Raw genomic sequence first — 12,455 nt, forward strand, 5'->3', positions numbered from 1 at the left:
TCATGGCGGTCGCCTGGCAGCTTCCTGTTTTTCGCTGTCGAGGTCTAGGAGGTGCCCGGCTCAAGCCTGTGCGCTGAATCTGTTCACCTGGTACGGCTGAAACCCTGTTGGCCGTGTGTCGTCCCGTTTCTCCGTTTATTGCGCCCGTTGTGCGGTTGTAGATGTGCCCTCAAAACAGGTCCAGCACCTGTTCCCAAACTTCCGAATCTTCGACTGGGAGAAGAAGACCCTATGAAAAGAAAAATAAAAATTGTGTCTATATTGTTCGGTTTGCTCGGCAGCGCTGGCGTTGCCGCATATGACTGCAGCAATGTCGCGGAATATGAAAATGGCGCCAGTTATGGCTCTGGTGCCACAGTGCAGAGTGGCGGCAACGCCTATCGCTGTGATGTGGGTGGGTGGTGCTCGCAGGGCGGGCCTTATGCGCCAGGCAGCGGCTGGGCCTGGTCCAGTGCGTGGAGTGATCTCGGCGCTTGTGAAGTGTCCAGCTCCAGCAGCAGCTCTAGTGGCGGTTCGACTAGTAGTAGTTCAAGCGGTAGTTCGGGCGGTGGCAGTACCAGCAGCTCGGGGTCTGGCGGGAGCGGTAGTTCCAGTAGCTCGGGTGGTTCTTCCGGTGGTGATAATTGCCCCGCTTATGTAGCTGGATCCAGTTACAGCGCGGGCGAGATCGTAATTAATGCCAGTGGCTATTACGCCTGTTCTGTGGCGGGCTGGTGTTCTTCGGGTAACAGCGCATATGAGCCGGGCGTTGGCTGGGCTTGGGAGCACGCGTGGACGGCAAGCACAGCGGAAGCCTGTGCCGGTGGCAGCAGTAGTGGTGGCAGCAGCGGCGGCGGCACCGTGCCAGACGAGTTCTTCTGTGCTTCCGAATGGGTGACGGGCAAGCTCTATACCGCAGGCACCATTGTGGCGTATCAGGGGATCGCTTATCGCGCTCTGGTGGATACACACTCCATTGCCCCGGATAACACTGCGTATCCCGGTCAGTGGGAAGTGGCCGGCTATCCCGACGACGCACTCTGCCCGGTGCCAATTCCGAATGATATCGACTACGGCGAAGCACAGCCGGTGGATGGCAACCTCAATGCGGGAGTGGTGAATCCGACGGGCACGGTTGGCGCTGCACGCATTGCGGATACGCAATCGGCGCTAAGTGGCACCAGGGGTGGTGTGGATCCCGCAACTGACAACGGCGGCGATCACGGTGGCCTGGATGTAGACAACGGTGCCCGTGGTTCCAAGCTGGTTCCCGGAAGTCTGACGCTGCAGCACAACACCTATGACGTCACCGCAGGCACCGAAATCGTGACGTATATTGGAGACTGGGCTATTTACGGTCGCCAATACGATTTCACCAAGCTGGCGGCATCCAACCTCAACCGCATTGTGTACGGCTTCGCGGGCATTTGTTACCCGGACGCGAAAAACGAGCAGGATGGTGGTTTCCCCACCACGGCACCGGCGGCTGTCATGCGCACCTGTAACCAGAGCAGTTTGCCGGATGGTGCCATGGCAGTTGCGGATTTTGAGGCGGCTTTCCTGCGGGACGTAGGTGTTGCGCCGAATGGCGTGGTCGGCACCGAGAGCATGTATGAGCTGGATAAAGACAAGGTTGGTGGTGTATTCGGTGTCTTGTATCAGTTGCGCCAACAAAACCCGCAGCTGAAGCTCGATTTGTCCATTGGTGGCTGGACGCTGTCGGAAGGTTTCCCATGGATGGCGCACGATGTGGAGCGTCGCAAAGCGTTTGTGGATTCCGTTGTGCACTTCCTCGAGCGCTTCGATTTCGACGGTGTCGATATCGATTGGGAGTACCCGGGTAGCGATGGCGCCGTTGCCGGCATGGCACGGGAGGATGACGGCGAAAATTACGCGCTGTTGATTCAGGAGCTGCGTGCCGGTCTGGACTGGCTCACGGTAAAAACCGGTAAGCCTTACCGCCTGTCGTCGGCGATTCCAGCGGGGCTTGGTCGCCTTGAGCGTATCGATTGGTCTCTGGTGCATCCGTATATGGATCGCCTCTATGCCATGACCTACGACCTCACTGGTGCATGGGAGCGTGAGATTTCCCATCACACGCCGCTGTACACCAACCCCAATGCCGTGGGCTCTTCCGCGGGCACTTCCGCAGACTGGACGCTGACCTATCTGCAAAGTCTTGGCGTGCCTGCTAACAAGCTGATGATTGGTGCTGCCAATTATCACCGCTCCAAGGCAACGGGTACTGACGACATCCTTGAATATACCTATGGGCTTACGGGGTCCACCACTTACGGCGATAGCAGCTGGAGCGGTGCCAACCTGATCCTGGGTATTGCCGGGCTCGGTTCCTGGGAGGCGGGCGTTATTGAAGGTTACGATCTCTACCAGAATTATCTCGATCGCAATATCAATCCGCGCAATGGCTACTGGCTGTATACCGATAAAGAGGCCAATGCGGATTATCTCTTCAATGACAGTATCGGCGCGTTCATTTCCGTGGAAACGCCGCGGACCGTAGCCCTAAAGACGCAGTATGCAAAAGATCATGGTCTTGCCGGCATCTTCTTCTGGATGGCGGAGCAGGACAACGGTTACAACCTGAATACGGTTAACCACGTACTGGGCAACAGTCTGGTAAGTGGCAGCTCCGACGGTGACCCGGCAAGCCAGATTCCGGTATGTGGACGGAATATCACGGCAGCGGAGTGTGAGATGTTGATCGCTCCCCTGAAGTAATCCTGTACTGCTAAATCAATGTAAGCCAGCCAGCTGCGCAATTGGTGCTGCGCGGCTGGCTTGGTCTGGCTCTAATTATCTATCCATCTACCAATAAAAATAATGGAGTTGCTATGCAAATAGATTTCTCGCCGACCGTATCGCGGTGGGCTACCTGTGCTCTACTGATGCTAGGGGCTGCAACAGCCTCTGCCTACGACTGTACTAGTCTTTTCGAATGGGAAAGTGCCGCCGCATATCACGGCGGCGCCCAAGTGCAATCCGAGGGCTTGGCCTACCAGGCAAACTGGTGGAATCAGGGAAAAAATCCGGCGCAGTTTTCCGGTCAGTGGCAGGAGTGGACGGCACTGGGCCAGTGTGACGGCAGCAGTTCCTCGGGCGGATCTTCCTCGAGTTCTTCTTCAGGGGCATCTTCAAGTTCCTCCTCTGGTGCGTCGTCCAGCTCTTCAGGTTCTTCATCCGGCTCTACCTCGTCTTCATCCTCTTCGGGGGGATCCTCCGGGGGCTCTTCCGGTGGTGGTGACTGTACCTCGCCAGAATTTGTGGCAGGTACGGCTTATGCAGCAGGAGAGCTGGTGCAAAACGTCGGCTATGAATATCGCTGTGATATCGCCGGCTGGTGTTCATCGGCTTCCGCTTGGGCATACGAGCCGGGTGTCGGCTCGTATTGGGATCACGCCTGGAGCGAATTGCGCAGCTGTGACAGTTCTTCAAGTTCCTCGGGTGGTTCTTCTTCCGGCAGCGGTAGTTCCGGCGGCTCCAGTAGTTCTTCCAGCGGTGGCTCAAGTGGCAGCAACAGTAGCCGGATAATTTCCGGGTACTGGCACAACTTTGACAACGGCTCTGGCGTCATTCCTATTGCCGATGTATCCGACGCGTTTGATGCGATCAATGTATCGTTTGCCGAGCCCACAGGTGCAGTCGCCGGTGAAATTGGTTTTGTGCTTGATCCGTTGTTTAACGAGCAGGACTTTATCGATGGCATTCAGGCCAAGCAGGCGGCGGGTAAAAAAATAATCATCAGCATTGGTGGTGCCAACGGTCAGGTGCGGCTTGAAAGCACCCAGGCTCGCGATAATTTTGTCAGTTCCATGATCGAAATTATCGACCGCTATGGCTTTGATGGTCTGGATGTGGATTTTGAGGGGCACTCGCTGGAGCTGAATGCGGGGGATGTGGACTTCCGTAACCCGACCACACCGGTCATCGTAAACCTGATTGATGCTCTGAAAGCGCTCAAAGCCCATTATGGCGAAAGCTTCATGCTTACCATGGCTCCCGAGACGTTCTTTGTGCAACTGGGTTACAGCTTTTACGGTGGCTCCTGTTCCGGTTGCGATCGTCGCGCAGGTGCCTACCTGCCGGTAATTCACGCGATGCGTGAAGACCTGGACTGGTTGCAGGTGCAGCACTACAACTCCGGTGCCATTATCGGTCTCGACGATCAGTATCACACCATGGGCGTAGCGGATTTCCACATCGCCATGGCTGATATGGTGTTGACCGGTTTTAACGTCGGTGGCAATCCTGATTACTACTTCCCACCGTTGCGGCAGGATCAGGTGTTGATTGGTTTACCGGCGAATGTGAATGCGGGTGGTGGTTTTACCTCGGTGGGTGAAGTGCATGCAGCGTTGAATTGTTTGGTGAAGCTGCAGGGTTGTACGACGTATACGCCGCATACGGAAACCGGGTGGACCGGGTTGGGGGGATTGATGACCTGGTCTATTAACTGGGACAAATTCAATAATTTTGAATTTTCTACGGAGCACCGGGTGTTTTTGGATGAGTTGTGATGGTGGTTGAGGTTTGATTTGTAGTGCCGATACCGGGGGTGGTTTTTGTTGAGGCTGTATCCGGTGTCGGTGCCGTCGGTGAGTGAGCGGCACTTCTATCGAGCGTGAATAGAATAGCGCGCACTTCGTGCGGCTTTTGGTTTTCGGACGGGACTGATTCGCGGCTCTGCCGCTCACCCTTCGGGCGCCTGGCGGCGTCTTAAATTGCTGGCGCAATTTGATCGAACTAGGGTTCTTGCACGCCGATCGGCCACATACGAAAAAGGCCCACACTTTCGTGTGAGCCTTTTTCGTATGTGGCGGACCGGACGGGACTCGAACCCGCGACCTCCGGCGTGACAGGCCGGCATTCTAACCAACTGAACTACCGGTCCGCATTCCTGATCACCCTTTGAGAAATCTGCCAGGCAGATGAAAGGGAGTGGTGGGTGGTACAGGGGTCGAACCTGTGACCTACGCCTTGTAAGGGCGCCGCTCTACCAACTGAGCTAACCACCCCGCGTCAGGAGCTGCGTATAGTAATGATTGTTTTCGGAGTTGCAACGTTTTTTTTAAATATTTTTTTGAGTGCCTGAATTTAAGGGTTTTTGTTCATTTTTGGAGCGATGCTTAAGAAGCGGAATCCGTCAACATGGTGCGCAGAAAATTGCGGTAGCATGGACTTTTCTGTTTTCGAGTATGGAGAATTTCTGTGAAGCAATATTGGGTGCTTGCTGGGGTGTTGGCGGTGACGGGTTGCCAGAATATGGAAGCGGTTTCTCCCTGGGTCGATGTCGGGAACCAGATTGCGAAAAATGCGGGTTATGACACCGACTCGAAAATAGCCGGCGCGATTCGCCAAACCCTGAATATCAGTACCGACAGGGCAGGGGCGGGGCTGTCGCAGGTTGGGGCGTTCAGTCTGCGTTTGCCGTCGGCGGCACAGCCAGTGGCTGACAGTCTTCGTCAGTTTGGATTCGGCAGTTATGTGGATCAGCTTGAAACTGCGATGAATCGTGGTGCAGAGCAGGCGGTTGCGGAAGCGGTTCCAGTCTTCAAGCAGGCGGTCGCCGGCATGTCTGTTCAGGATGCCCTGGGGATTGTGCGCGGGGATGATACCGCAGCCACGGATTATTTCCGCGGGCAGACCGAGAGTGCTTTGCGGTTGCGCTACCAGCCCATCGTGGAGGCGAACCTGCGCAAGACCGGGTTTTACGATCAGTACAAAAGCATGCTGGCGGTGTATGAAAAATTGCCGATTGCGAACAAGCCGAGCATGGATCTCGAGCGCCACGTGATCGATAGCAGTATGGCAACGCTGTTTAGCCGAATTGGTATGGAAGAAGCATTGATTCGCAAGGATCCTGTTGCGCGGGGTGGGGTGTTGATTGGGCAGGTTTTTGGAGAGGGGTGACTTGCTCGGGAATTCACTGCAAGAGAGTTTGTTCGCCATGTAAAGCTGTTGACTTAACGCAGCTTCGGGCGAAGGTGTTGGTGCCGGGTGCAGCCTTGCGAGACCTTCCGCGAGAGGGACCTCGCGGAAGAGCCCCCCATGGATGGGTTTAGGGGGGTGCGCCTAGCTCGTGTCTCGCAAGGCTGTACTCGGAGCAACACCGCCACTCAGTGCTTAAGAGTGTAGTGTTGCCGCTGATTGCGGGCTTTTTCGTGAGTGTTTTGATTTAGGTGGAGTGGGCTTGAGGTTATAGAGCTCGCACTTCGTACGTCTTTTGGTTTTCGGACGGGACTGATTCGCGGCTTCGCCGCTCACCCTTCGGGCGCCTGGCGGCGTCTTAAATTGCTGGCGCAATTTGATCGAACTAGGGTTCTTGCACGCCGGTCAGTCACATACGAAAAAGGCCCACACTTTCGTGTGTCTTTTGCTATTCGGACGGGACTGATTCGCGGCTCTGCCGCTCACCCTTCGGGCGCCTGGCGGCGTCTTAAATTGCTGGCGCAATTTGATCGAACTAGGGTTCTTGCACGCCGGTCAGTCACATACGAAAAAGGCCCACACTTTCGTGTGAGCCTTTTTCGTATGTGGCGGACCGGACGGGACTCGAACCCGCGACCTCCGGCGTGACAGGCCGGCATTCTAACCAACTGAACTACCGGTCCGCATTCCTGATCACCCTTTGAGAACTCTGCCAGGCAGATGAAAGGGAGTGGTGGGTGGTACAGGGGTCGAACCTGTGACCTACGCCTTGTAAGGGCGCCGCTCTACCAACTGAGCTAACCACCCGTCGTCAGGAGCTGCGTATAGTAATGATTTTTTTTCGGGCGTCAACGCCTGTCGAAAAATTTTTTTGTCTTTCAACGAGTTAAGACCGATTCGCGCGCCTGCATCACTATGTTAACCCCCGTGTCACGGGGGCATTGGCACTGCTATAATCCGCCGATATTTCGCCGGAGAATGCCTGTGCTGACCAGACACTTGAGAACCCCTGTTGTCGCTGTACTGACGTTGCTGTTTGCGATGCTGGCCCAGGCATCTGTCGAGGTGGAGCCACTTTCCAGCAAAGAACTGCAGGCTCGCTACCAGATTCTGATCGAGGAAATGCGCTGCCCCAAATGCCAGAATCAGAACCTCGCCGGTTCCGACTCTATGGTGGCGTCTGACTTGCGCCGGGAAATCCGACGTTTGCTGGAAGACGGGTTTAGTGACCAGGAAATCAACGACTACATGGTTGCCCGTTACGGAGACTTTGTATTGTATCGGCCGCCCCTGCAGCGCAACACGCTGGCCCTGTGGCTGGCTCCAGGGGTTTTTGCGGCACTGGGACTGCTGACCCTGGTAGTGATTGTTGTGCGCTCGCGGAATGGCCGCGGCAACCGGCAGGGCAGTGAAATTGAAGAATTGAGCGCTGAAGAGCAGCAGCGGCTGGCCCGCCTGTTGGGTGATAGTGCGCAGGAGCAAGAAAAATGACGGAATTGTGGGTGCTGCTTGCACTGCTGGTGCTGCCGCTTGCGGCCTTTATCGCCTGGCCGATTTTACGGCGCCGCAAGGCTCCTGCGCCGACTGCGGGAGTCGAGGGTGCGCAGAAAGCGCTGTTTCGGGAACATGAGGCTGAGTTGAGTCAGTCTCTGGCCAGCGGCGCCATTGATGAAACCCAGTACCGCACGATGCATGCAGAGCTTGCGCGTAAGTTTTTGCGGGAAGAGGGGCCGGCGTTTCAGCTTGCCGGGTCGCGTCAGGGTGGGCGAGGCCTGCTGTTTGCGCTGATCTTTGCTGTGCCATTCTGTGCCGTGGGTCTCTACCTGAACTGGGGGGCGCACGATGATCTGGCTTTGTATCGGGATATCGTTGCCAGTCAGACCGGCGGCACCGACATGGTGAGTGAGGCTCGTATTACCCAGCGCTTGCGCGAGCGCGCTGAGTCGCACCCGGACGACCTCACTGGCCGCTACGTACTGGCCCAGCGCTTGCTGGTCAGTAATGACTTGCCGGGTGCCGTTTCCCAGTATCGCTATATCGTGGCGCATGAGCCCAGCGCCGTGGCAATCCGCGCGGAGCTCGCGCAGGCGTTGTTTTTCGCTAGTGGCTCTCGCATGACGCCGGAAGTGACTGCTGAAGTAACAAAAGTATTGGAAACTCAGCCCAACAACGCGACAGCGCTGGGGCTCGCCGGTATTGCCGCCTTCGAGGCTAAACAGTTCAGTCAGGCGCGCGCCTACTGGCAGCAGGCGCTGGTGCAGATGACTCCCGGGTCCAATGCCTATCAGGCGCTTGCCGCCGGCGTGGCCCGGGCCGAGGCTGCGCTGGCAAAGGCGGGAGACGAAGAGGTTGACGGCGTGGTATCGGCCGCAAAACCGGATGGTGCCGGTGCTCAGATCGCATCCGACGGTGCCGTGGGCGAGAACAGCATTCGGGTCAAAGTTACCCTCGCGGAAGCGGCCAGTGCCTCGCCGGAGACGCCGGTCTTCATCTACGCCCGCACGGCGCAAAGCCCGATGCCGTTGGCGATTGTGCGCCTGACCGCAGCAGACCTGCCGGTAGAAGTCGTGCTGGATGAATCCCGGGCCATGATGCCGAGTCGCAGTCTCAAATCTGTCGATGAGGTGCAGCTGGTGGCGCGCCTGGCGGTCAGCGGCAATGCGCGTCCGGCGCCGGGCGACTGGCAGGGCCAGGTTGAATCTGTGCCGCGCAGCGACTGGGGTAAGCTGGTCGATATCGCCATCGATGAAAAGATCTGATCTTTTCCACACCTGATTTTGCCCGACAGGCGGCTGTGGCCATAGGTCAGTGCCGCCAGTGGGAGTGGGTGGTCAAAAATAGCGCTGAAACCGCGCCCCCGGCGATGTACAATCGGCGGTTTGCAGCGGCAAAACGGCGAACTGCCTGCAACTGGTAGTCAGGTTCCCCAAATCAATCAAGCAAATTACAACGAAGAGCGTTCGGCAGGTATCTGTATCTGCACGGGCGCCGGATGTTACCGAGTTTCAAGACCATGCGTTTGAAGTGCATCAAGCTGGCCGGGTTCAAGTCCTTCGTGGACCCGACCACCGTCTACTTCCCATCCAACCTCAGCGCCGTGGTCGGTCCGAACGGCTGTGGTAAATCCAACACCATTGACGCCGTGCGCTGGGTAATGGGTGAGTCATCTGCCAAGAACCTGCGCGGTGACTCCATGACCGACGTAATCTTCAATGGTTCCAGTGGCCGTAAGCCGGTGGGACAGGCGTCGATCGAGTTGGTGTTTGACAACTCCGCGGGCAAGCTCGCCGGAGAGTACGCGGCGTTCAGCGAAATCTCGGTCAAGCGCAAGGTAACCCGCGATGGGCAGAACAACTATTACCTGAATGGTGAGAAGTGCCGCCGCCGCGACGTGACGGACCTGTTCCTGGGTACCGGCCTCGGTCCGCGCAGCTATGCAATCATCGAACAGGGCATGATCTCGAAGCTGATTGAAGCCAAGCCGGAAGAACTGCGGGTATTTATCGAAGAGGCCGCCGGTATCTCCAAATATAAGGAGCGTCGTCGCGATACGGAAAACCGTATGCGCCGCACCAAGGAGAACCTCGAGCGCCTTACCGATATCCGCGACGAGCTGGATCGTCAGTTGAGCCGCCTGGAGCGCCAGTCGGCCGCGGCGGAAAAGTACAGCCGCTTTAAAGAAGAAGAGCGCACGCACAAAGCGCACCTGCAGGCCCTGAAATACCGCGACCTGGATGACCAGGCCAGGGCAAAACAGCAGCAGATCGGCGAGCTTGAGCTCACCGTGGAAGAGCTCGTCACCCGGCAGGTAAGCTGCGATACCGGTATCGAAGAACAGCGCGTGGCCTATCACGACCTGTCTGACGCCTTCAATGAAGTCCAGGGTCGTTTCTATGCGGTGGGTGCGGATATCGCGCGCCTTGAGCAAAACATTGCCCACGCCCGTGAGCGCAACGCGCAGTTGCAGTCTGACCTGTCCCGCACCGAGCAGGAGTACAGTGAATCCCAGGCCCTGCTGTCCGCCGACCAGGAAAAAACCAGCGAGTTCGAGGCCGAGCTCGAAGTCATCGTGCCAGATCTGGAAATGGTGCAGGCGGCGGAAGAAGAATCTGCCCAGACCCTGCTGACCGCCGAAGATCAGATGCGCGAGTGGCAAAACGAGTGGGACCAGTTTAACCAGGGTGCATCGGGCTCCCGCCAGAAGGCCGAGGTCCAGCAATCCCGTATCCAGCACCTGGAAACTTCAAGCCAGCGTTTGCAGGATCGCATCAACAGGTTGAAAACCGAGCGTGAAGGCCTGGCCGGCAGTGGCGATGACAGCGAACTTGAGCAGCGCAATGAAGAGCTGGCAGAGCTGGAGATGCAACTGGCCGAGCGCCGCGAGTCCATTTCAGAGCAGACCGAGCAGCTGAGCGACTTGCGCCACCAGGAGAGCGACCTGGGTGCAGAACTGGATAAAGAGCGCCTGCAGCTGCAGACCAGCCGCGGCCGCCAGGCTTCCCTTGAGGCGCTGCAGCAGGCGGCTATGGGGCAGGGCGAGACAGTGGCCAATTGGCTGCAGCAGCAAAACCTCCAGGGCAAGCCGCGCCTCGCGGAGCAGATCCGCGCGGAATCCGGCTGGGAGACCGCAGTAGAAACTGTGCTCGGTGCCCAGTTGCAGGCGGTATGTATTGATCGTATTGAATCCCTGCAGGACGGCCTTGCCAGCTTCGATGGTGGCCAGGCTGTTTTTATTGACGGCCAATCCGTTGCGCCCGCCGCCGTTGGCAGCCTGCCAAAGCTGGCCGATGTGGTTCAGGGTCCTGCGTCGCTGGTGGGTCTAGTGGACGGTATCTACACCGCTGCGGACCTGAATACTGCGCTCGCGCAGCGCAGTCAGCTCAAAGGTGGTGAAAGCATCGTCACCCGCGATGGACTGTGGTTGGGGCCCAACTGGTTGCGGGTGAGCCGGGGCGCCGACGCCGAGGCCGGCGTACTGGCACGTAAGCAGGAACTCGAAAATCTTGAGCAGGCGCTCGCGGAATGCGAAGCCCGGATCGAGGAACTCTCCGGGCAGCGCGAGCAGTTTCGTACGCGCGCCGGTGAGCTGGAGTCCGGTATTGAGCAGGCGCGAAACGACGCCGAACAACTGAATCGCCGTACTGGCGACCTGCGCAGCCAGCTGTCGGCCCAGCGCGCTCGTCAGGAGCAAATGGACGAGCGCCGCCGTCGTATCGAGCAGGAAATTGCCGAAGTCCGTGAACAGATGGACGTCGAAGCGGAATCCATTTCTGAAGCGCGTATCGTGCTGCAGGAAGCTTTGGAGGCAATGAGCGACGATACCGACCGCCGCGAATCCATGCTGGCCCGTCGCGAGGAGCTGCGCGAAGCGCTGGACGCCGCGCGCCAGCGCGCCCGCGAAGACAAGGATCGCTCACACGAGCTGGCCATGCGTGAACAATCTGTGCGCACCCAGAAAGTTTCCCTGGAGCGCACTCTGCAGGTGTTGCGTGAACAGGTGGAGCGTTTGCAGGTTCGCCGCGAAGAGCTGCGTCAGCAGATGGAAGACGCACAGGATCCTTCACAGGACTATCGGGGTGAGCTGGAAGAGAAGCTCGCCCAGCGCATCGATGTGGAAACCGAACTTTCTGAAGCGCGCAAAAAACTGGAAGAAGTCGAGACCAGTCTGCGTAGCCAGGAGCAGGAACGACACAAAGCAGAGTCGGCCTTGCAGGGCGTACGTGCGCAACTGGAGCAGCAGCGTCTGGCAGCACAGACTCTGGAGACCCAGCGTGCAGGCCTGGTTGAACAGTTGCGTGAATCGGATCACGATGTGAGCATCGTGTTGGATGAACTTCCGGAAGAGTTGACCGTCGAAGCGGTACAGCAGGACCTGGAGCTGGTGGCCGCACGCATCTCCCGCCTGGGGCCGATCAACCTGGCGGCAATCGACGAGTACAAGCAGGAGTCCGAGCGTAAGCACTACCTGGATCGCCAGTATGGCGATCTGACCGACGCGCTGGAAACCCTGGAAAATGCGATTCGCAGAATCGATAAAGAAACCCGTACCCGGTTCAAGGAAACCTTTGACCAGGTGAACAGCGGTCTGCAGGAATTGTTCCCGAAAGTATTCGGCGGCGGTCATGCCTACCTGGAGCTGACGGGGGACGATTTACTGGATACCGGTATCGCGATCATGGCGCGTCCGCCAGGTAAGCGGAACAGTACCATTCACCTTCTGTCCGGTGGTGAAAAGGCCCTGACGGCGATCGCTCTGGTATTCTCGATTTTCCGTCTGAACCCGGCGCCGTTCTGTATGCTGGATGAGGTAGACGCACCGTTGGATGATGCCAACGTGGGCCGTTACGCGCGTATGGTTAAGGAAATGTCAGCGCACGTACAGTTCATTTATATCACCCACAACAAGATTGCCATGGAGATGGCCGATCAGTTGCTGGGCGTCACGATGCATGAGCCGGGTGTATCCCGACTTGTATCGGTCGACGTAGAAGAAGCAGCGGAGTTGGCCTCGGCGTAGGGAGAAAAGCGAA

General features: G+C 57.7%; 6 protein-coding genes and 4 tRNA genes. 6 read left to right on the plus strand and 4 right to left on the minus strand.

Annotated features, from left to right (window positions below; genetic code table 11):
* The first annotated feature begins 231 nt into the window (after nucleotides 1–231).
* Nucleotides 232–2,718, plus strand: coding sequence for a glycosyl hydrolase family 18 protein (locus LC093_RS16040; protein ID WP_226667218.1), 2,487 nt, complete (start codon nucleotides 232–234; stop codon nucleotides 2,716–2,718).
* Nucleotides 2,719–2,972: 254 nt separating this feature from the next.
* Entirely contained in the window at nucleotides 2,973–4,514 is a 1,542-nt protein-coding gene (locus LC093_RS16045; RefSeq protein WP_226667223.1) for a glycosyl hydrolase family 18 protein, read from the plus strand.
* A 297-nt stretch (nucleotides 4,515–4,811) separates the two neighbouring features.
* Here the strand turns inward: LC093_RS16045 and LC093_RS16050 are convergent.
* Together LC093_RS16050 and LC093_RS16055 are read right to left on the minus strand one after the other, a co-directional pair.
* A tRNA-Asp gene (locus LC093_RS16050) sits at nucleotides 4,812–4,888 on the minus strand.
* Nucleotides 4,889–4,936: 48 nt separating this feature from the next.
* A tRNA-Val gene (locus LC093_RS16055) sits at nucleotides 4,937–5,012 on the minus strand.
* A 193-nt stretch (nucleotides 5,013–5,205) separates the two neighbouring features.
* Here LC093_RS16055 and LC093_RS16060 point away from each other — a divergent pair.
* Nucleotides 5,206–5,907, plus strand: a complete 702-nt coding sequence (locus LC093_RS16060; protein WP_226667227.1) for a DUF4197 domain-containing protein — start codon at nucleotides 5,206–5,208, stop codon at nucleotides 5,905–5,907.
* 624 nt (nucleotides 5,908–6,531) lie between these two features.
* Here LC093_RS16060 and LC093_RS16065 read toward each other — a convergent pair.
* Together LC093_RS16065 and LC093_RS16070 are read right to left on the minus strand one after the other, a co-directional pair.
* Nucleotides 6,532–6,608 (minus strand) — tRNA-Asp (locus LC093_RS16065).
* A gap of 48 nt (nucleotides 6,609–6,656) precedes the next feature.
* Nucleotides 6,657–6,732 (minus strand) — tRNA-Val (locus tag LC093_RS16070).
* Between the two features lie 171 nt (nucleotides 6,733–6,903).
* Between LC093_RS16070 and LC093_RS16075 the strand changes: the two genes are divergently transcribed.
* The 3 genes from LC093_RS16075 to smc all read left to right on the plus strand — a co-directional run bounded on the left by LC093_RS16075 (nucleotide 6,904) and on the right by smc (nucleotide 12,442).
* The gene (locus LC093_RS16075) at nucleotides 6,904–7,416 is read left to right on the plus strand and encodes a cytochrome c-type biogenesis protein CcmH (RefSeq protein ID WP_226667231.1); all 513 of its coding nucleotides are present in this window, start codon (nucleotides 6,904–6,906) and stop codon (nucleotides 7,414–7,416) included.
* Entirely contained in the window at nucleotides 7,413–8,684 is a 1,272-nt protein-coding gene (ccmI, locus tag LC093_RS16080; RefSeq protein WP_226667235.1) for a c-type cytochrome biogenesis protein CcmI, read from the plus strand. The genes LC093_RS16075 and ccmI overlap by 4 nt, the downstream gene beginning before the upstream one ends.
* A 254-nt stretch (nucleotides 8,685–8,938) precedes the next feature.
* Nucleotides 8,939–12,442, plus strand: a complete 3,504-nt coding sequence (smc, locus tag LC093_RS16085) for a chromosome segregation protein SMC (RefSeq protein ID WP_226667241.1) — start codon at nucleotides 8,939–8,941, stop codon at nucleotides 12,440–12,442.
* Nucleotides 12,443–12,455 lie beyond the last annotated feature (13 nt).

It is taken from the genome of Microbulbifer aggregans, assembly GCF_020524005.1.
GTDB classification, from domain to species: domain Bacteria; phylum Pseudomonadota; class Gammaproteobacteria; order Pseudomonadales; family Cellvibrionaceae; genus Microbulbifer; species Microbulbifer aggregans_A.